Source organism: Nonomuraea sp. NPDC049129, from assembly GCF_040648495.1.
Lineage (GTDB): Bacteria > Actinomycetota > Actinomycetes > Streptosporangiales > Streptosporangiaceae > Nonomuraea.
In genome coordinates, this window is sequence record NZ_JBEZDU010000007.1 from 171,883 (window position 1) to 191,058 (window position 19,176).

The following is a 19,176-nucleotide window of genomic DNA, read 5'->3' on the forward strand; positions in this document are numbered from 1 at the left end:
CAGGACTATGTCTACGCATCAGGCGTCTCATAAGTGAGACAACCAAAAGACGCCATACGTGGACGCCTGGCGATAACGATCACGTAACGCCTCTCGGGGTCCTGGTTTACGGCCCCGGCGCGCCTGACTCAGTCGTTGAGCTTGGTGGCGATCTTGTTCGCGGGCGGCGACTTGATCGAGACCTTGGTGCCCCAGCCGGTGTAGCGGGTCTCGGTCGTGACCGCCTTGTCCTCCCACCAGGAGATGTCCAGGAAGTCCGTGGCCTGCCACGTGGTGGTCAACCGGCTGGGGAGCCCCTTGGCGTCGACCTTGAGGGCGTACGTGACAGTGGCCTCGGTGTCGGAGCGCATGGGGATCGAGCTGCTGAACCAGGGGGAGATCTTGAAGAGCTTGCTGAAGGTGATCTGGCCGCGGTAGGTGGACCCGCTGAGCTTGCCGTTCTTGACCAGGGCGGCGAGCGTCGCGGGCTCAGCCGGACTCACCACCTGGCCGAACCAGCTGCTCATGGTGCTGAGGTTCATTTTGCTGTACGTCTTGAACCAGGTCTTGCCCTTCGGCATGTCCTCGCTCAGGGTGCCGCCCGACACCCACGCGACGTCACCGATCGCGATGGTCCGCTCGGGCGTGGTGTTGTGCCCGTCGTACAACGGACTGGAGAACTTCCCGGTGATGTCCCAGCCGGTGATCCCCTTCTTGCCGAACTGAATGCTGCCGGTGCGCCGGACCAGCGGATCCTTGTTGACGGCGCCGACGAACGCGCTGGTGTCGGTGAAGCGGACCCCGTGCCCGGCCACGAGCTGCGCTTTTAACGCCGCGACGGGGTTCTTCGGCGCCGCTTGAGCGGGGGCGGACGAGACGAGTACGGCGACGCCGGCCGCGAGTGCGGTGATCATGAGTTTCATGAGGCGCCATCTTGCCGACAAATGATCACGACCGCACCTCATTAGCCGCGCGTAAAGCCACGATCACCCGAGTCGGCGCGAATGACGCCGGGCTCGGCGGAGGACCCAATAGGGTGCCGGGATGCGGGTACTGATTTCGGGTGGGGCGGGGTTCATCGGGAGCACGATCGCGTCGGCGTGCCTGGACGCGGGGATCACGCCGGTGATTCTCGACAACCTGGTCACGGGGCGGCGGGAGTTCGCCGAGGGCCGGACTTTCTACGAGGGCGATATCGCCGACGGGGCGCTGGTCGACAAGATATTCGCCGAGCAGCCCGACATCGAGGCGGTCGTTCATTGCGCCGCGCTGATCGTGGTGCCGGATTCGGTGGCCGATCCGGTCGGCTACTACCGGGCGAATGTCACCAAGAGCCTGGAGTTCGTGGATCACCTGCTGCGCAACGGGTGCGAGCGGATGATTTTCAGCTCCTCGGCGTCGATTTACCGCACGGGGGACGATCATACGGTCGACGAGCGGTCGCCGCTCGACCCGCAGAGCCCCTACGCGCGGACGAAGGCGGTCTGCGAGGCGATGTTCGCCGATATCGCGGCGACCCGGCCGATCAACGTGCTGTCCCTGCGCTATTTCAATCCGATCGGGGCGGATCCCGCGATGCGCACCGGGTTGCAGCTGCGGCGGCCGAGCCACGCGCTGGGCAAGATGATCGGCGCGTACGAGGAAGGCGTGCCGTTCGAGATCACCGGCACCGACTACTCCACACGTGACGGCTCCGGGATCCGCGACTACGTCCACGTCTGGGATCTGGCGGCGGCGCACGTGGCCGCGTTGCAGCGCTTCGACGAACTGTCCGAGGCGGAATCGGTCATCAATCTGGGCACCGGCTCAGGGACGACCGTGCGTGAGCTGGTCGACGCGTTCAACCGGGTGGTGACGCGGCCGGTCGAGGTGGTCGAGACCGAGCGGCGGCCCGGCGACGTGGCGGGCGCCTACACGCGCAGCGACCTCGCGCACCGGCTGCTGGGGTGGCGGCCGCGCTACTCGATCGAGGAAGGGATCAGGCACTCGCTCGAATGGGCCGCCGTACGGGACTCGCGCCTCGCCGAATGAGTGCCCTGCTCATCACCGGCCCCGCGCGCTGCTGAGAGAGAAGCGACCAGGAGTTGCGAGAGTCGCGGTACGCCGACCTGGCGTGGCCATCCGGGGCTTGTCCACCCCGCCTCTCCCGCCTGGCGACGGGAGAGACAGGAGAGGCGTGAGCCCGGCTGTCTCACGGTGGAGCTGAGGGCGAGCCGGTCTGTCCTACGGTGGAGCCGAGCGCGAGCCCGGCTCCTACGAGAGAGCCGAGCGTGAGCTCGGTTCTCTCGTGGTGAAGCCGTACAGCGGTTCGGTGGTTACTTCGCGATGCTGCTGAGCGGAACCGTCAGCGACGGAATCTCGTCCGTGCTGTCCGTGCCGTCCTTGAGCTCGTCCGTCACCTGGTCGGCCGGCGGCGCGGTGATCTTCACCGCGTTGCCCCAGCCGCTGTACAGGGTCTCGACGCTGAGGGCCGACTCGTCGTCCACGTTCGAGGAGAGCGCGGCCAGCGGCATCGTCGTGACCAGCCGGGAAGGCAGGCCCTTGGCGTCGACGGTGAGCTTCCAGGATAGGGCGATCTTCGACGTCTTCTTGCTGGCGGCGCCGAGCATGAGGTTGCCGCGGAAGGACGGGGAGATCCTGCGCAGCTCACCCACGGTGATCTTGCCCGCGTAGCCGCCCTTGGCCGGCTTGGCGCTCTTGAACAGGGTCTTGAGCGTGGCCGACTCGGTGAGGTTGAGCGGCTGGCCGTAGACGCCGCTCAGGCCGGAGAACGGCACGTTGCGCATCCTGACCCAGGTCTTGTCCGCGGGCAGCAGGTCCACCCAGAGCCCGCCGGACAGGTACGACGTCTTGCCGACCGTGATCGTCCGCTCGGGCCTGGACAGGGCCTTGAGGGTCTTGTCCTCGTCGTCGCCCGATCCCATCATCTTGAGATTGAACTTGCCGGTGATGTCCGACGCGGCGACGCCCGTCTTGCTGAACTGGTACGCCCCCGACCGACGGGTGATGATGCCCCGCATCCGGCCCTGGATGGCGGTGGTGCGCTCGCTGAACTTCACACCCTTGCCGGCGACGAACTGCTTCTTCACCGCGGCGACCGGGTCCTTGGCGGCCGGTGCCGCCTGTGCCGGCCCGGCTGCCAGAAGTGTGGCGGCCGACGCTAAAGCCAGCCCTGTGATGATGCGCTTCATATCAATGCCCTCGTCTCTTGATTTACGGAAGCGGAAGGATCCTGCCAAACGAAGATCACGACGATATCTCAACCGATTGTCTACAGAGAGGAAAATATGTGGATTTTTCGTGCAGAAGGGCCCCGACACCGTCGGGGCCCCTTTGTGGAAATTTCTGACTATGGGGTGTTTCCATCGTCGTCAGGCGGAACGCTGACGTAGTTCCTGTCGATGGCGGCCGGCGGTTCGGGGGCCTTCTTCGCCAGGTCCTTGATGTCCTCGACCTGGTCGGCAGGAGGCGCGGTCACGTTCACCGCGGTGCCCCACTCGGTGTATCGGCTTTCGGTCGTGGCGTTGAGGGTGATCTTCTTGGTGACCTTCATGGACCACGAGATGGCCAGCCGCTTCACCAGTTTCTGCCCGTCGAGCGTCAGGCGCCAGGAGATCACGGATTTGGCGGGCTTGCCGGTCGGCTTCACCATGATCTGCTCGCGGAACGTCGGCGACAGCTTGTACAGCTCGGCGAAAGTGACCGAGCCGCGATACTGGGCGCCGCTTACCGTCTTCTTCGTGGCCAACAGGTATTTGAGCGTCGCCGGTTCGAAGACGTTGATGAGCTGGTCGCCATAAGCGGCCGAGGACGGGCTGCCGTTCATGCCGACCCAGCTCTTGTTCTCGGGTACCAGCGTGCTGTACAGACCGCCGTTGACGTACATGCGCTTGCCCACGCTGACGAGGTAGATCCGCTCGGTGAGCAGCTCGACGGAGTCGGCGATGGAGGCGTCCTTCGCCGCCAGTTTCTTCAGCCGCGCCCGTTCCTCCGGCGTGAGGATCGGAGTACGGGTGTTCTCGGCGCCCGCGATGCCCTTGGCGTCGAAACCGATCACGCCCTGCCTGTCGGCCTGGGTGTAGGACTCATCGCCGACCTTGATGCTGGTCCGCTCGGCGAACTTGACTCCCTGCCCCGCGACGAACTGCTTCTTCAGCGCCGCCACCGGGTCCGCCGGTTTGGCCTGCGCGTACGCGGGAGCGGCCACGGCCAGCGCGGAAACTGCCACCGCGCCGGCGATCCATCGCCTCATAGATGTGGGTGCCCTTCTTCAGATGTCCCGAAATATCGTGCTGAAGTGAGATCACTGTCACATAACGGGATAACTGAGACCCGATGACCTGGTCAGGTCAAGCTTGGGGCTAGGCTTCACTGGCGGAAACGCCCGGCACGCACGCACGGGGTGGCCCGGGCCGTCGAACATTCAGTCGGACAAGCGTCGAACATCAGTCGGATAAGCAAGGACGGACCCTCGTGGACCTGTTCGAACATCAGGCGAAGGAGCTCTTCGCTGACTACGGCATCCCGGTGCCACGCGGCATTGTCGCTCACACCGTGGAGGAGGTACGGGCGGCGGCTGAGCAGCTGACCGGCCGCGTCGTCGTCAAGGCCCAGGTGAAGACCGGAGGCCGTGGCAAGGCCGGTGGCGTGAAGGTGGCCGATGACGCCGCCGACGCCGTTGACAAGGCCACCGCCATTCTGGGCATGGACATCAAGGGCCACACGGTCCACAAGGTGCTCGTGGAGGAGGCCAGCGCGATCGCGGAGGAGTACTACTTCTCCTTCCTGCTCGACCGCGCGAACCGTACCTTCCTCGCGATCTGCTCCGCCGCGGGCGGCATGGAGATCGAAGAGGTCGCGCACACCTCGCCCGACAAGGTGGCCAAGATCCCGGTCTCCGCGCTGGACGGCATCGACCGCGCCAGGGCGCGGGAGATCGCGGCCGCGGGCGGGCTGCCCGAGAAGGCGCTCGACGGCGCCGCCGAGCTCATCGAGAAGCTCTGGTGCGCGTTCGTCGACGAGGACGCCACGCTGGTCGAGGTCAACCCGATGATCCTGTCGGCTGACGGCCAGGTGAAGGCGCTCGACGGCAAGGTCACGCTCGACGACAACGCCGCGTTCCGCCAGCCGGAGCACGAGGCGTACGCCGACAAGAACGCCGAGGACCCCCTCGAGGCCAGGGCCAAGGAGAAGGACCTCAACTACGTCAAGCTCGACGGTGACGTGGGCATCATCGGCAACGGCGCAGGCCTGGTCATGTCGACCCTCGACGTGGTCGCCTACGCCGGCGAGGCGTTCCCCGGCAAGCCGTCGCCCGCCAACTTCCTCGACATCGGCGGCGGCGCCTCTGCCGAGGTCATGGCCGCGGGCCTGGAGATCATCCTCTCCGACCCGAGCGTGAAGTCGATCTTCGTGAACGTCTTCGGCGGCATCACCTCCTGCGACGCGGTGGCCAACGGCATCATCTCGGCCTTCAAGCTGCTGGAGAGCCGCGGCGAAGCGGTGACCCACCCGCTGGTGGTCCGGCTTGACGGCAACAACGCCCTGCTCGGGCGGCAGATCCTGGCCGACGCCGCGCTCCCGCGCGTCGAGCTGGTCGACACGATGGACGACGCGGCCAAGCGGGCCGCCGAGCTCGCTGCGGTAGGTGCGTGACATGGCTATCTGGCTGACCGAGAACAGCAAGATCATCGTTCAGGGCATGACCGGCGGTGAGGGCACCAAGCACACCCGCCGCATGCTCGCCTCCGGCGCCCGCGTGGTCGGTGGCGTCAACGCTCGCAAGGCGGGCACGACGCACGAGGGCCTGCCGGTGTTCGGCACGGTGAAGGAGGCCATGGAGCAGACGGGCGCCGACGTGTCGGTCGCCTTCGTGCCCCCGGCCTTCACCAAGGACGCCGTCAAGGAGGCCATCGACGCGGAGATCCCGCTCTGCGTGGTGATCACCGAGGGCGTGCCGGTCCACGACTCGACCGAGTTCTGGGCGTACGCGATCGCCAAGGGCAACAAGACCCGCATCATCGGTCCCAACTGCCCCGGCATCGCCTCGCCCGGCGCCTCCAACGCCGGCATCATCCCCGCCGACATCACCACGGCCGGTCGCATCGGCCTGGTGTCCAAGTCGGGCACGCTGACGTACCAGCTCATGTACGAGCTGCGCGACTTCGGCTTCTCGACCGCGGTGGGCATCGGCGGTGACCCGGTCATCGGCACGACGCACATCGACGCGCTCCAGGCCTTCCAGGACGACCCGGGCACCGACGCGATCGTGATGATCGGTGAGATCGGCGGCGACGCCGAGGAGCGGGCCGCGGCCTACATCGAGCAGCACGTCACCAAGCCCGTGGTGGCCTACGTCGCGGGCTTCACCGCCCCGGAGGGCAAGACGATGGGCCACGCCGGCGCCATCGTCTCCGGCTCCGCCGGCACCGCGCAGGCGAAGAAGGAGGCCCTCGAAAAGGTGGGCGTCCGTGTCGGCAAGACTCCGTCCGAGACCGCGCGCCTCATGCGTGAGATCATGCAGTCGCGCTGATTTCCGGCTGAAGACCGCCCCGCCCGTTTCGTGGCGGGGCGTCTTTTTTGTGCCGAGCCGATGGGTGGCGTCCCCTGTGAAACCGCGGAGACCCCCCAAAGAGGGCGAAAAATGGGAGAGGGAAAGCCCCGCGCGCGGCGCGTCAACCAAGCGTTGGTTGGTAAAGCTTGAGAAAATAACTACTTGTGACGGCGCTCCTCGAATCGGTACTAGGTCGGCTGCCCGGCGTCTCGAGTGATGACGACGAGACGCGCCGGCCGCTGCCCGTGTCCGGGATGCTCGCCGCCGCCATCACGCTGGGCGTCGGCCTGGCCGTACTCACCACGCTGACCCTGGTCGGGTGGATCGCCGCGCCGCGCGGCGCGCTGGGCGCGGGGCTGCCGGGCGTGTTCCGTACGGCGGCGCAGGTGTGGCTGGCCGCCCACCACGCCGGGTTCGCGATCCCCGGTGGCAAGGTGGGGCTGCTCCCGCTCGGCCTGACGATCCTGCCCGCCGTCCTGCTCTACCGCGCCGGGCGGTGGATGGCGCGCGACGCCGACCTGCGGCTGCGGCTGCCCGCGCGGCTGCCCAAGAACAGCCCGCGCGAGCAGGCCAGCGCGCGCCGCCGGGCCCAGCTCGTCCTGGTCGCGCAGGCCGGAGTCTCCCTGGCCGCCCCCTATGCCCTGCTCGCCGGGCTCATCGCGCTCGTCGCCCGCAACGACATCACCCAGCCGTTCATCGGCGAGGCGCTGGTCAGCCACTTCGCGCTGGCGTTCTGCGCGGGGGCGCTGGCCACGGCGCGGACGATCGGCCCGTGGCGGGCGATGCTGCGCCTGCTGCCCGAGCGGGTACGCGCCCTGACCGTCGGCACGGCCGTCGCCACGGCGGTGCTGCTCGTCGCCGGCCTCGCCCTCGTGCTGACCGCCCTGATCGTGAACTTCGGCCAGGTACGCGAGCTGTCCAACGTGCTCGCGCCCGGGTTCGTGGGCGGCGTGCTGCTCCTGCTGGTCCAGGCCCTCTACCTGCTCAACACCGTCATCTGGGCCGCCTCCTACATCGCCGGGCCGGGCTTCGCCGTCGGCGCCGACACCCTGGTCGCGCCCACGGGCGTGCAACTGGGCACGGTGCCGAGCCTGCCGCTGCTCGGCGCGCTGCCCGAGAGCGGTCCCGTGCCCGGCTGGACGATGGCGGTGATCGCGCTGCCGTTCGCCGCCGGGACCGTGGCCGGGATCGTGGTGGCCAGGATGGCGCCGTCGCCGTCGTACGAGGCCGCGCCGCTGTGGGGGTTCTTCACCGGGATCACCACCGGGCTGGTCGCCGCGCTGCTCGCCGCGCTGTCCGGCGGCCCCATCGGCGGCGGGCGGCTGGCCACGGTCGGGCCGTCGCCGTGGGAGGTGGCGCTGTCGGTGGGCCTGGAGGTGGGGGTCGCCGCGGGTATCTCCGCGGGCGTGGCCAACGTCCTCCTGCTCAACCGGCGGGCTCGCGCCCCGCTCGACAAGGCCGCCGTGCCGGTACGCAAGGCGGGCGCCGCGATCGCCCGGGCGGCGAGCAAGGTCGGCCTGGCGGAGGCCGACGCCCGGCCTCTGCCCGGCCACTGGATGGATGCCACCGAGGCCGACACCCAGGCCATTCCGGTCATTCGCGACGACTGGCAGGACGAGCACGCCTCGGCCGCGGCGGAGACGCTGGCCCAGGCCCTGCCGATCCTGCCGGAGCGGGACCGGCCACCGCGTACGGACATCGTCGATGAGTCGGACGATCGTGGCGGCCATGTCATCTACGTCGATCCCTACGCCTGGGATCGTGACTAAGGGCCTGTTCTGTACTGGTGTCCGATGGCCGACGGAGCCGCAGGGCCGCGACTATCAGCAGGGCCACCGCGCCTGCGGTGAGGATGGCGTTGCCGGCCAGGTCTTCCGCCAGGCTGGTCGGTTTGGTGGGCGGCACCGTCGGGGTGATGTTCCTCTGGGGGAAGGAGTGCCAGGCGTAGGTCAGCATGGCGCCGCCGGCGAGCGCCAGCCGGTGGGCCTGCGACCAGCCGGCGCGGTGTGACCAGCGGACCACCACGGTGGCAACGGTGACGAACAGGGTCAGATAGCTGACCACGCTGAGCCACGCCGGGAGGGGAATCGCCTCCGCCAGCCAGGGCGTAAAGCCGTTGGGATCGACCGCGTACAGCAGCACGAAGACCGCTCCGGCGACCATGGCGAGAGCACCGGCGACCCACGGGCTGGGGGCGCGACCGGGCAGCAGGGTGACGTCGGTGGTGCGCCTGGGGAGGCGGATGCCGACGACGATGATCGCGGCGATGACGACTCCGGCGCCGATGAGCTGGAGCGCGGAGGCATGGCGGCCGAAGACGGCCTGGGCGACGCCGCTGCCCAGGGCGACGACCGCATACAGCACGCCTGCGACGGTGAGGCCGATCTTGCCCAGCCATGGCGTCGTGCGTCGCGAGCCGGCGAGGGTCTCCGCGACCGCGATCGGGGCGCTGATGCTGAAGACCGTGTGCACGCCGACCATGAACAGCGTCCATGGTCCGGCCAGGCCGAGCTCGGGGATGAAGCCGTATTCGAGGGTGTGTGCGCCGACCACCCAGTTCGAGTCCCACAGCGTCTGGGTGACGAAGGCCTCCTCGATCATGCCGTAGGCCAGCGCGAGGGTCATCATGGCGGGCCAGCCGCGTCCGGTACGGCGGGCGAACTCACGGATGAGGAGGGCGCCGCCGCCGTACAGGGGGGCCAGGCCCAGCAGGTTTTGGATGTGGGTGATCGGCGCGTTGCCCATCAGGTACTCGGCGGTCAGTGGCGCCAGGAAGAACAGCCCGATGGCGGGCGCCAGGCGAGGGAGTAACGCTCTTTGGCTCATGAACCCTGGATAACACCACTTAGCGCAAAAATACAATCGTGTAAATTTCTTCTAGTGTAAGATTGCAGCCATGGAGGAGACGCTGCGCGAACGCAAGAAGCGACAGACCAGGCACCTGCTCATCCGTACGGCAATCCGGTTGTTCACCGAGCAGGGCTACGAACAGACCACCGGCGCACAGATCGCCGCCGCGGCGGACGTGGCCACCAAGACGTTCTTCAACTACTTCCCGAGCAAGGAGGACGTGCTGTTCGCCGACGTCGAGCGGTTCTACGGGCTGGCGCTGGAGGTGATCGCCGACCGCGCCCCGGACGACACGCTGCAGCAAGTGCTGCGCAGGACCTACGACCAAGCCATCGCCCACTACCTCACCCAGGGGCCGTGGACCGGAGACCCGGAGCTGAAGGATCTCTACCAGAGGCTGCTCGCGACGGTGCCCGCCGTACAGGCGAAGGCCCTTCACATGATGTTCGACGCGCAGCGCCGGATCGCCGCCGCGTTGCTGACGGCATTCCCCGACAGGCTGGACCCCATCAGCGCCGCGGCGGTGACCGGCGCGTTCATGGGTGCGGTGCAGGCGGCCGGGATGGCCAGCCTGGAGATGTACGGCGAGGCGGAGCAGGAGTATTTGGCGTCAACCGGACGGGCCGTGAACATCGCGATGCGCGGCCTGGAATCACTGTGATGGGGCCGGGCTAGGGCTGCACCGCGCCCAGGAGTTCAAGTACGTCCGGTGGGAGCTTCTTCTGGGCCGCGTCCCTGAACTGGGTGAAGCACTCACCCTGCGACGAGACGGTGCCCGCGCCCTTCATGCAGTTCTGGTAGGCGGAGTATTCGTCCATCAGATAGAGCTGCATCGCGGTGGCCAGGGCCGACAGCGTGAGGGCCACCGAGGAGATGGCGATGCCGCCCACGGCGATGCCCGGCGGCTTGTGCGCCTTCCTCAGCTGGGGCAGCGCGCGAATGCCCGCCATCAGCGCGAACACCGCCATGACCAGCCCCGCCAGCGGCAGCATGAACGTCATGGCCAGCGCCGCGATGGCCAACCAGATGGCTCGGCGCCCCGCGGAATCCGCGGGATGCTGACCCGCCGGTGCCTGCACCGGTGTCGACACCTGACCTCCTCTGCGTCGCCGGACGAAGAGCGGATACGCTTGCAACCCCACCCCGGTTTTCTCATTGGAGTGCGCGTGTCAAAGGCTGGGCGGCTCGTCGTCCTCGTCTCCGGCTCTGGAACAAACCTACAGGCCTTGCTGGACGCTTCGGCCGACCCGTCCTACGGCGCCCGCGTGGTGGCTGTCGGTGCGGACAGAGACGGCATCGAGGGACTGGCTCGGGCGTCGCGGGCTGACGTCCCTACTTTCGTCGAAAAACTGGGTGATTACGAGAAGCGGTCGGAGTGGAATATCGCGCTCGCCGACCGGATCGCTTCCTACGAGCCCGACCTGGTGGTGTCGGCGGGCTTCATGAAGATCATCGGCGCCCCGACGCTCGACGCGTTCCCGGTGCTCAACACCCATCCCGCGCTGCTGCCCTCCTTCCCGGGTGCGCACGGGGTGCGTGACGCGCTCGCCCACGGGGTCAAGGTGACGGGCTGCACGGTCATGCTGGCCGACGCCGGCGTCGACAGCGGGCCGATCGTCGCCCAGGAGGCCGTGAGCGTACTGCCGGACGACGACGAGGCGGTCCTGCACGAGCGCATCAAGACCGTCGAGCGCCGCCTGCTCGTCGAGATCGTCGGCCGGATGGTCCGTGAGGGCTGGACGGTCAGCGGACGGACCGTCCGCATCGGTAACCAATCAGAAGGGGAATCGAAGTGACTCGCATCGCCATCCGGCGCGCGCTGATCGCGGTGTACGACAAGTCCGGGCTGGAGGAGCTGGCCAGGGCTCTGGACGGCGCGGGGGTGGAGATCGTGTCAACGGGCGGCACCGCCGCCGCCATCGCCTCCTACGGCATCCCCGTCACCAAGGTCGAGCAGCTGACCGGGTTCCCCGAGTGCCTCGACGGCCGGGTCAAGACGCTCCACCCGCGCGTACACGCCGGACTGCTGGCCGACCTCACCAAGCCGCACCACGTGGCCCAGCTCGACGAGCTGGAGATCGACCCGTTCCAGCTGGTGGTGGTCAACCTCTACCCGTTCGAGCAGACGGTCGCCTCCGGCGCGTCCGACGAGGAGTGCGTCGAGCAGATCGACATCGGCGGGCCCGCGATGATCCGCGGCGCCGCCAAGAACCACAGCACCTGCGCCGTCGTGGTCGACCCTCGCTTCTACGGCGACGTGGTGGCCGCGCTCGGCGAGGGCGGCTTCACACTGACCGAACGCCGGCGGCTGGCGGGCATCGCCTACGCCCACACGGCCTCCTATGACGTGGCCGTGGCCTCCTGGTTCGCCAACGCCTACCGGGTCGACGACGGCTGGCCCTCGTTCATGGGCGCCACCTGGAAGCGCAAGTCGACCCTGCGCTACGGCGAGAACCCGCACCAGTCCGCCGCCCTCTACAGCGGCGGCCTCGACGGCCTGGCCAACGCCGAGCAGGTGCACGGCAAGGAGATGTCCTACAACAACTACCTCGACGCCGACGCGGCCTGGCGAGCGGCCTGGGACTTCGTCGAGCCCTGCGTCGCGATCATCAAGCACCAGAACCCGTGTGGCATCGCCATCGGCTCCGACGTCGCCGACGCGCACCGCAAGGCGCACGCCTGTGACCCGGTCTCGGCGTACGGGGGCGTCATCGCGGTCAACGGGGCCGTCACGGCCGAGCTGGCCCGGCAGATCGCCGAGGTGTTCACCGAGGTCGTCGTGGCGCCGTCCTACGAGCCCGAGGCGCTGGCCGTACTGACGCAGAAGAAGAACGTCCGCCTGCTGATCTGTCCCTCGGGCCCGGCCAACCCCGCCGAGTTCCGCCGGATCGACGGTGGCCTGCTCGTCCAGCAGAGCGACCGGGTCGACGCGTCCGGCGACGCGCCGGAGCACTGGCAGCTCAAGGCGGGCGAGCCGGTCTCCGAGGAGATGCTGGCCGACCTGGCGTTCGCGTGGCGGGCCTGCCGCTCGGTCAAGTCCAACGCCATCCTGCTGGCGTCCGGCGGGGCGACCGTGGGCGTCGGGATGGGGCAGGTCAACCGGGTCGACTCGTGCCGCCTGGCGGTGAGCCGCGCCGACGCGCGGGCCAAGGGGTCGGTGGCGGCCTCGGACGCGTTCTTCCCGTTCCCCGACGGGCTGGAGGTGCTGATCGAGGCGGGCGTCAAGGCCGTCGTGGAGCCCGGCGGATCCGTCCGCGACCAGTTGGTCATCGAGGCGGCGGAGAAGGCGGGCGTGGCGCTCTACTTCACGGGGACGCGCCACTTCTTCCACTGACGCTCCTGGGCAAAGGGCGGTATGAACCCGCCCTTTTGCGCACAAGCATAAGTAATGTCCGGTTACGCTGTGGGCCTTGCCGCTCGTCCGTTCCCCGGGAGTACTCCTTATGGCGCCGCTCGACTCGGTTCTGTATGCCTTCGTGACCATGAACGGGATCGCCACCAGCCCGGTCATGTTGGTGGTGCTCGCCTTCCTCGGTGCCTACTTCGGGGCGCGCGTCGTGGAGGTCATCCCGTTCACCCGCCGTATCATCGAGCGGCGCGCGGCCCAGACCGCCGAGCGCGAGTAGCCCGCCCGGCCGCCTGAGCGTCTCAGGCGGCCGTACTTGAACATCTCAGGCGGCTGTACGGGACTGGCTCCAGGCGAGCTTCGCGGCTCCGGCGAGTCCGGCCCGTACTCCCAGGGTGGTCGGCTCCACCTTCACCGCCCTGACGAACGCCAGCCCGGCCACGTCGTCCAGCGCCCGCGCCAACGGGTCGAACAGGACCGGTCCCGCCGCTGAGACGCCGCCGCCGATGACCACCTTGGTGAGCTCGACCGCCGCCGCGGTCGAAGCGATCATGCCGGCGAGTGCCCTGGCGCCCCGTTCGAACGCCGCCACCGCCACGGGATCCCCACCCGCCGCGTCCCGGGCCAGCGCCCGCGCGTCGGCCGCGCCGTTCTGCGCACTGGCCGTGCCATTCTGCGCGCTGGCCGTGCCGTCTAGCGCGTCGGCCGCACCGTTCCCAACGCCGGCCGTGCCGTTCCGTGCGTCGGCCGGGCCGTCCAGCCCGTCAGGGCGGCCCGGGGTCCAGCCGTTGGCCAGTGCCCAGCGGGCCAGGTTCGGGCCGCTGGAGTAGTGCTCGACGCAGCCGCGCCCGCCGCACTCGCAGCGCTCGCCGTACGGGTCGATGGTCATGTGACCGACATGTCCGGCATTGCCGTTGGGACCCAGGAGCGGGACGCCGTCGATCACCAGTCCGCCACCGATCCCGGTCGACACCACGATCCCGAGCAGCGAAGAACTCCCGCGCCCCGCCCCCAGCCAGTGCTCCCCGAGCGCCATGCACTGCGCGTCACCGGCCAGCATGGTCGGCAGGCCGGTCAGCGCGCGGACCTCGTCACGCAGCGGGAAGCCGCGCCAGCTGGGCATGTTGACGGGGCTGACGGTCCCGGCGGCCAGGTCCAGCGGCCCGGCGCAGCCGATCCCGACCGCCTCCGGCGCCGGACCGTCCCCGGTCACCTCCTCGATCAGCGCCGCCAGAGCGACCATGACGTCCGTACGCGGCGTGGGCCGGGTCGCGGAACGCAGCATGGAACCCGTCTCGTCCACCAGCGCGGCGGCGAGCTTGGTTCCCCCGATGTCGATGGCGAGTACGCGGGCCATCAGTGTTTGTGGTGGTTGTCGGGCTGGCGGGGGTCGCCAGGATGTTCCAGTCCGGGCACGAGTTCGACCTTGGCGGCCCGCGACTCGTCGAGCCACCGCGCGAACATCCGCCGCCGCGCGGCTTCCCGCTGCGAGACCGCACCGGGGGAGGGGGCTGGGGTGGGCGCTGGTTGGGCCACAGCTACGTGCCAGCCCAGGGCGTCCTCGACCGGACCGACGAGCATCCCGTACGGCCGGCGCGGGATGGCGTCGGCGATTGCCGCGGGCAGGGAGCTCAGCGTCACCGGTCCCAGCGGTTCCAGGTCGTCGACCGTGGCGGCGGCCGCCTCGGCGCGGTCGGCGAACACCCGATGGCGTACGACATGCCAGGCCACTCCCTGCGCCGTCGCGGGTGCCACCCCCTGTGCCGTACCAGGCGCCGCCCCCTGCGCCGTCGCCTGCGACCGCCACTCCGGCGGCACCTCGACTGTGGCGGTCAGATGCTCGAACAGCGCGCGGACCCACGGGCTCCCGTTGTACGCGGAGGCGTTGATCGACCCCAGCTCGACAGCGGCCAGCGGGTCGAGCCGCCCGACCTCCACCGGCGACAGCCCGCGGGCCGTGGCCTCGTCCTCGCACAGCGCCTCGGTGAGGATCACCTGCGTCAGCCACCTGGCCAGCTGCCGGTCCTCGGAGCTGCCCGGCAGCGGCAGCGCCGCGCTGAGCGGGCTGTCGCGCAGCTCACGGACCCGCCGGTCCAGCGGCTCGCGAGAGATCGGCCGCCCGCCGACCCAGCCGATCACCGCGCCGATGCCAGGCGCGGTGCCCGCCCCGGTCGCGGCGGGCCGCTCCCGTACGGGACCGCCCGCCGTATCGGTGAGAGCGTGGTTCATCGGGTTACCTCCAAGCGGACGGCGGGGGCGTACTGGCAGCGGCCGTACCACATGACCTTGGCCAGTGCCCAGAAGTGCCCGGCCGCCATGTCGTACGGCACCTCCACGGGGAACGACACGTCGACAGTCGCGCCCGGCGCCACGGTGAAGCCCTGGATGACCGTGGGCAGGAGTTCCCACGAGCCCCAGGGTGCCGCGAGCTGGGACTCGCCGCGGATCTCGTCGGAGGTGGTGTTCGCCAGCCGTACGACCAGAGACGTGCGGTCGCCGGGGCGGAGGGAGAGCGACTCCGTGAGGGCGGTGACGGACAGGCCGGCCGCGCGGCCCTCGGTGGCCTGGGTCCCGTTGAACGCCTCGCGCATGTTCGGGACGGCGCCCTCGACGGGTAGCTCCGGCACCTCGCTCAGCGCGACCGTGGCGACGTCCTCCACCAGCTGGCCGCCCACCGAGGTGCGGGCCGAGACGAAGTACAGGCCCTGGCCGGGGGCGGGTGTGACGGTGACGGGGAAGCGGAGGTGGCCGCCGGGTTCGAGGCGGAAGGCGCGCTGGGCGGGCGTGGCGGTCCAGCCGTCCGGGACGCGGATGTCCACCACGCCCTCGTGCGGCGCGTCGACGAGGTGGGACGACACCACGACCGACACCTCGATGGCCCCCTGTGAGGCCGCGACGGGTGTGACGAGACCGGGCGTGACGGCGATCGACACCGGGAGATAGCCGAGTGGCGCGGGCCCCTTGTTGTGCAGCCAGTAGCGGCTGTAGACGGGCTGGGCCTGTTCGGCCGTGGCACCCAGGTCGGGGCGCGGGGGCCGCGGCGGGGCGGGGGCGAGATAGGTGGCGACCTCGGCCCCGGCCAGGTCGAGCGTGGTCACCGGATCGCCGGGCCGTTCCAGCAGGTCGGCGTGGATGAGGCCGTCGAGGTCCAGGAGCGGCGACTCGATCGCGGCCCGCGAACCGAGCCCGGTCGACTCCACGAGCCGGATGGTGACGCCGTCGGTGGGCGCCAGGGCGCCGGTGGAGGACAGGTCGCCAGTGGAGGACAGGCCGTGGGCGTGCGGGTTGCCGGTGGCCTTGATGGTGCCGAGCAGGACGTCCCGGGCGGGCTCCACCCGCAGGAGCGAGTGCACCTGCGGCAACGTGCCGTCGGCGGCCGGTGCGACCTCCCGCGCCAGCATCGGCGTGATGAACTCCTGTCCCGCCGCCGGCAGCCGCAACGCCCGCCAGTCGCCGTCCCCGCCGGCCAGCGCGTACGAGAACTCGTGCGTCCAGTGCTGCACCTGGAACCCCGCCCCATCAGGCCCGGTACGCCGAGGCGGATCCAGCCAGACCCCCGAAGGCCACCCGGTACAGGACCGCATGAGCGACAGATGCAACGCCCCCGCGGAATCCACCGCGAACCCCGGCAACCCGTACGTGAGCAGCGCGACCGTACGAGACTCCAGCACCTCCTCGCCCACCGGGCAAACGGCGGAGATCACGGCATCCGCCAGATCCGCGACCAGCTCCTCCACCGGCCCGGCGACGATGAGCGCGGGCAGCGCGCGTACGTCACGCAGGTCGGCGCTGGGCTGCCACACCTCGGCCAGCGGCCGTTCGGCGGGTACCCAGACCAGCGGCGCCCCCGACTTGAGCGCGTCGAGGAAGGCCGGGTCGCTGCGGTCGAGGAGCTCGGCGGCCAGCGGGTTGGCGTCCGGGCCGCCCAGGATGATGCGTACGTCCGGCAGGTTCGAGTCGACGTCCAGCCAGCCGTACCGGGAGCCGGAGGCGGACGAGGTCGTGGCGGTCACGCCCGCGCGGGCCAGGGCCACCACCAGCGAACGGGCCCCGGGCGCGTCCTCCAGAGTGGGCACCACCACCTCGGCGACCCCCAGCGCCCGCGCGCCCGCCTCGCCCAGATCCACCTTGGCCGTGGCGGACAGCCCGAACCAGGTGTTGGCCGGGTTGTCGAGCGTCCACGGGTGCTCGGCGGTGTCGACCTCAGGCTGCGCGAACCCGCGCCCCACCACGGCGCCCGCCACGTCGGATACCGGCAGCGCGCCCGCCACCTGCGCCGGGAAGCGGACCCGGAGCAGCCGGTCGGCGCCGGTGTAGTCGAGCACGCGGGTGGTGAACTCGACCCGGTCCGAGCCGGTCCAGAGCGTGACGATCTGCTCATAGGACACCTCGCCCACCTGGCCGGTGATGGTCAGGCGCTGTCCGAGGGGACTCTGCGAGGCGTGTACGGCCACTGCGGCGGCCTCGCCGGAGCCGGTGGCGTGACCGGTCGGCAGCAGGTGCCACGGCCCCTCGCCCATGTCCGGGTGTGTCGGGTATTCGTCGTACAGCCGCAGCTCGTTCCCGAGCCCCGACAGCAGCTCGCGGCCCGAGGCGCGGTCGAACACCGACTCCAGACCGCCGCCGCGCGCCGGATCGGCGGCGACGCGCCACCGGTCGTTCGAGATGGCGGTCCCGGGCAGCGGCTGCCAGGTGTCGGCCGGCCCCTCGACGATCCGGTATGTCCGCCAGCCCATCGACGGCACGTCCTTGGCCAGGAAGACCAGCGTGCCGTCCTCCTCGATCGCCGGGATCTCGCCTTCCACCCGCTCACCTGGCGCCAGCCGTACCCGCACCAGTCCGTCACGCGCGAACGGCAGTGTGTTGGTGACCACGACGCTGCGGCCGTCGAGCGAGATCTGGCCGAGCAGCGCGTCCAGCGCGCGGTCGCGGGCGTCGGCGGCCAGGTCGTGCGCCTCGCGCCAGCCCGTCAGCAGGTCGATGTAGACCTGGTCCGACTCGGAGCCGGTGATCCCGTCGTGGTGCGCGCCGTACGCCAGCTGACGCCACACCTTGTCCAGCGCGGTGTGCGGATAGCCGCCCAGACCCAGCAGCGACGCGAACGCCGACAGCCGCTCGGCGTCGAGCGCCGCCACCTCGGCCGCGCGCTGGGCCTGCTTGGTGTCGATGTACGAGACGTCTTTGCCGGTATAGATGGGGTTCATATCCCGGGTCTGCGGGCTGAATGCCGATATTTCCCCACGCACCGCGTCGAGGAAGTCCCGTGGCGTGCCGCAGACGAACCGGGGCCAGACGTATCGGGCCGCCCAGGTCCGGTGGATGTCGGTCACCCACTTGTTCGGCGGGGTGTAGTCGGTGCCGACGGGCAGCAGGATGTTCCGGGTCGCGGCCACGGGCTTCAGCGAGCGGTAGAGCTCGTACGTCGCCCGCGTCGCCTCCTCCAGCGACGGCGAGGAGTCCATCCACCAGCCCGCCGAATAGTGAGCGGGCATGTAGTGCGTCAGCACGCCCTCTCCCGACGGCGAGATCCACTCGAACTCGCTCGGGAACTGCATCAGGGAGGCGTCGTTCTTGGCCTCCCTGAAGTTCTTGCTGATGGGGCCCCACTGGTGGAACGGCCCCCGGGCCCACGCGCTGCCGGTCAGCCCGGCCGCCGCCAGGTAGCCGGGGAACTGCGGGTCGTGCCCGAACACGTCGAGCTGCCAGGCCGTACGCGGGTCGCCGCCGAGGATGTCGCGCTGGTAGCCGATGCCGTACACGATGTTGCGGATGGTGCTCTCGGCGCCGGTCAGGTTCGTGTTCGGCTCGTTGTACGTCCCGCCGAGGAGCTCCACCCGGCCCTCGTCGAGCAGCGCGCGCAGGTCGGCCCGGCGCTCGGGATGGGTGTCGAAGAACGGCTTGAGATAGTCGACCTCGGCCAGCACGAACCGGTAGTCGGGATCGCGCAAAGCCAGCTCGATATGTGCCTCGACCAGCGCGAACGCGTTGTGCTCCCACAGCGGCCGGGTCGTGGAGTCGACCGAGAGCAGCTCCCAGGGGCTGGTGTAGGCGGCCTGCGTGTTCCACCAGACGGGGTCGTAGTGGAAGTGCGACACCATGTACATCGTCCAGCCCGGCTCCTCGGCCGTGACCTCGACGTCGAGCGCCGCGTCGCCGAAGGTGACGATGCAGGGCACCACGCTCCCGTACGGCACGCTGACCTCCAGCGGCACCTCGACGGTGACCGGGCCCACCCCTGCCGGCACGCTCACCGGCGCCGCGCAGGACACCCCGGGTCCGCGAACGTCGAGCGGGGTCTCCTGCCCATCCGGCTCCAGCGTGACCTTGAGCACCTGGTACGGACGCTCCGCCGTGCCGACGAACAGGTCGGTCGACTCTGCGGACAGCAAGTGAGCAGGCAAGACGACTCCTTTAAGGAGATATGGGCGGCTTCGTCACTTTATGCTGT

16 protein-coding genes are annotated in these 19,176 nt (G+C 69.7%); 8 read left to right on the forward strand and 8 right to left on the reverse strand.

All coding sequences use genetic code 11. The annotated features are described in order from the left end of the window. Nucleotides 1-128: 128 nt before the first annotated feature. On the reverse strand, nucleotides 129-902 hold the full coding sequence (locus AB0B64_RS23555) for a hypothetical protein (protein WP_358179605.1): 774 nt from the start codon (nucleotides 900-902) through the stop codon (nucleotides 129-131). A gap of 121 nt (nucleotides 903-1,023) precedes the next feature. On the opposite strand from AB0B64_RS23555, the gene galE reads away from it, so the two are divergent. Further along, nucleotides 1,024-2,010 (forward strand): UDP-glucose 4-epimerase GalE, encoded by a 987-nt coding sequence (gene galE / locus AB0B64_RS23560; protein ID WP_358179607.1) that lies wholly within the window; start codon nucleotides 1,024-1,026, stop codon nucleotides 2,008-2,010. A 284-nt stretch (nucleotides 2,011-2,294) separates the two neighbouring features. On the opposite strand, the gene AB0B64_RS23565 is transcribed toward galE, so the two are convergent. Both AB0B64_RS23565 and AB0B64_RS23570 read right to left on the reverse strand, forming a co-directional pair. Then, nucleotides 2,295-3,170 (reverse strand): hypothetical protein, encoded by an 876-nt coding sequence (locus AB0B64_RS23565; RefSeq protein WP_358179609.1) that lies wholly within the window; start codon nucleotides 3,168-3,170, stop codon nucleotides 2,295-2,297. Nucleotides 3,171-3,328: 158 nt separating this feature from the next. Continuing rightward, nucleotides 3,329-4,231, reverse strand: coding sequence for a hypothetical protein (locus AB0B64_RS23570; protein ID WP_357948525.1), 903 nt, complete (start codon nucleotides 4,229-4,231; stop codon nucleotides 3,329-3,331). A gap of 221 nt (nucleotides 4,232-4,452) precedes the next feature. Here AB0B64_RS23570 and sucC point away from each other — a divergent pair, with 221 nt between their 5' ends. The 3 genes from sucC (at nucleotide 4,453) to AB0B64_RS23585 (ending at nucleotide 8,301) form a co-directional block, all read left to right on the forward strand. Then, the gene (gene sucC / locus AB0B64_RS23575) at nucleotides 4,453-5,634 is read left to right on the forward strand and encodes an ADP-forming succinate--CoA ligase subunit beta (protein ID WP_357948528.1); all 1,182 of its coding nucleotides are present in this window, start codon (nucleotides 4,453-4,455) and stop codon (nucleotides 5,632-5,634) included. Nucleotide 5,635: 1 nt separating this feature from the next. After that, complete coding sequence (gene sucD, locus AB0B64_RS23580; RefSeq protein WP_219531323.1) at nucleotides 5,636-6,511, forward strand: succinate--CoA ligase subunit alpha; 876 nt, start codon at nucleotides 5,636-5,638, stop codon at nucleotides 6,509-6,511. Between the two features lie 185 nt (nucleotides 6,512-6,696). Continuing rightward, nucleotides 6,697-8,301, forward strand: a complete 1,605-nt coding sequence (locus AB0B64_RS23585) for a DUF6350 family protein (protein ID WP_358179611.1) — start codon at nucleotides 6,697-6,699, stop codon at nucleotides 8,299-8,301. Here the strand turns inward: AB0B64_RS23585 and AB0B64_RS23590 are convergent. Beyond that, the gene (locus AB0B64_RS23590) at nucleotides 8,264-9,358 is read right to left on the reverse strand and encodes a hypothetical protein (RefSeq protein WP_358179613.1); all 1,095 of its coding nucleotides are present in this window, start codon (nucleotides 9,356-9,358) and stop codon (nucleotides 8,264-8,266) included. The genes AB0B64_RS23585 and AB0B64_RS23590 overlap by 38 nt on opposite strands. Before the next feature lie 70 nt (nucleotides 9,359-9,428). Between AB0B64_RS23590 and AB0B64_RS23595 the strand changes: the two genes are divergently transcribed. Then, entirely contained in the window at nucleotides 9,429-10,043 is a 615-nt protein-coding gene (locus AB0B64_RS23595; RefSeq protein WP_357948535.1) for a TetR family transcriptional regulator, read from the forward strand. 10 nt (nucleotides 10,044-10,053) lie between these two features. Here AB0B64_RS23595 and AB0B64_RS23600 read toward each other — a convergent pair whose 3' ends face one another. Further along, a complete protein-coding gene (locus tag AB0B64_RS23600; RefSeq protein ID WP_357948538.1) occupies nucleotides 10,054-10,473 on the reverse strand; it encodes a hypothetical protein in 420 nt (139 codons plus the stop codon). Nucleotides 10,474-10,548: 75 nt separating this feature from the next. Here AB0B64_RS23600 and purN point away from each other — a divergent pair, with 75 nt between their 5' ends. The 3 genes from purN to AB0B64_RS23615 all read left to right on the forward strand — a co-directional run bounded on the left by purN (nucleotide 10,549) and on the right by AB0B64_RS23615 (nucleotide 13,008). Beyond that, complete coding sequence (gene purN, locus AB0B64_RS23605; RefSeq protein ID WP_357948540.1) at nucleotides 10,549-11,178, forward strand: phosphoribosylglycinamide formyltransferase; 630 nt, start codon at nucleotides 10,549-10,551, stop codon at nucleotides 11,176-11,178. Then, nucleotides 11,175-12,716: a bifunctional phosphoribosylaminoimidazolecarboxamide formyltransferase/IMP cyclohydrolase gene (gene purH, locus AB0B64_RS23610; protein WP_357948543.1), complete on the forward strand. Its 1,542-nt coding sequence runs from the start codon at nucleotides 11,175-11,177 to the stop codon at nucleotides 12,714-12,716. Before purN ends, purH begins: the two co-directional genes overlap by 4 nt. A 109-nt stretch (nucleotides 12,717-12,825) precedes the next feature. Continuing rightward, nucleotides 12,826-13,008, forward strand: coding sequence for a hypothetical protein (locus AB0B64_RS23615; protein ID WP_358179614.1), 183 nt, complete (start codon nucleotides 12,826-12,828; stop codon nucleotides 13,006-13,008). A gap of 45 nt (nucleotides 13,009-13,053) precedes the next feature. On the opposite strand, the gene AB0B64_RS23620 is transcribed toward AB0B64_RS23615, so the two are convergent. From AB0B64_RS23620 to AB0B64_RS23630, 3 genes are read right to left on the reverse strand one after another with little or no spacing between them, the layout of a single operon-like run. Continuing rightward, the gene (locus AB0B64_RS23620) at nucleotides 13,054-14,085 is read right to left on the reverse strand and encodes an ROK family protein (protein ID WP_358179615.1); all 1,032 of its coding nucleotides are present in this window, start codon (nucleotides 14,083-14,085) and stop codon (nucleotides 13,054-13,056) included. Continuing rightward, complete coding sequence (locus AB0B64_RS23625; RefSeq protein WP_358179617.1) at nucleotides 14,085-14,957, reverse strand: hypothetical protein; 873 nt, start codon at nucleotides 14,955-14,957, stop codon at nucleotides 14,085-14,087. The genes AB0B64_RS23620 and AB0B64_RS23625 overlap by 1 nt, the downstream gene beginning before the upstream one ends. Beyond that, on the reverse strand, nucleotides 14,954-19,129 hold the full coding sequence (locus AB0B64_RS23630) for a glycoside hydrolase family 38 C-terminal domain-containing protein (protein WP_358179619.1): 4,176 nt from the start codon (nucleotides 19,127-19,129) through the stop codon (nucleotides 14,954-14,956). The genes AB0B64_RS23625 and AB0B64_RS23630 overlap by 4 nt, the downstream gene beginning before the upstream one ends. Nucleotides 19,130-19,176 lie beyond the last annotated feature (47 nt).

What these genes read in the sequence shown, in the direction of transcription:
- sucD (WP_219531323.1), top strand. Translation starts at nt 5,636, where the DNA reads ATGGCTATCTGGCTGACCGAGAACAGCAAGATCATCGTTCAGGGCATG.
- AB0B64_RS23595 (WP_357948535.1), top strand. Translation starts at nt 9,429, where the DNA reads ATGGAGGAGACGCTGCGCGAACGCAAGAAGCGACAGACCAGGCACCTG.
- AB0B64_RS23565 (WP_358179609.1), bottom strand. Translation starts at nt 3,170, where the DNA reads ATGAAGCGCATCATCACAGGGCTGGCTTTAGCGTCGGCCGCCACACTT.
- AB0B64_RS23615 (WP_358179614.1), top strand. Translation starts at nt 12,826, where the DNA reads ATGGCGCCGCTCGACTCGGTTCTGTATGCCTTCGTGACCATGAACGGG.
- AB0B64_RS23570 (WP_357948525.1), bottom strand. Translation starts at nt 4,231, where the DNA reads ATGAGGCGATGGATCGCCGGCGCGGTGGCAGTTTCCGCGCTGGCCGTG.
- AB0B64_RS23620 (WP_358179615.1), bottom strand. Translation starts at nt 14,085, where the DNA reads ATGGCCCGCGTACTCGCCATCGACATCGGGGGAACCAAGCTCGCCGCC.
- AB0B64_RS23625 (WP_358179617.1), bottom strand. Translation starts at nt 14,957, where the DNA reads ATGAACCACGCTCTCACCGATACGGCGGGCGGTCCCGTACGGGAGCGG.
- AB0B64_RS23555 (WP_358179605.1), bottom strand. Translation starts at nt 902, where the DNA reads ATGAAACTCATGATCACCGCACTCGCGGCCGGCGTCGCCGTACTCGTC.
- AB0B64_RS23590 (WP_358179613.1), bottom strand. Translation starts at nt 9,358, where the DNA reads ATGAGCCAAAGAGCGTTACTCCCTCGCCTGGCGCCCGCCATCGGGCTG.
- galE (WP_358179607.1), top strand. Translation starts at nt 1,024, where the DNA reads ATGCGGGTACTGATTTCGGGTGGGGCGGGGTTCATCGGGAGCACGATC.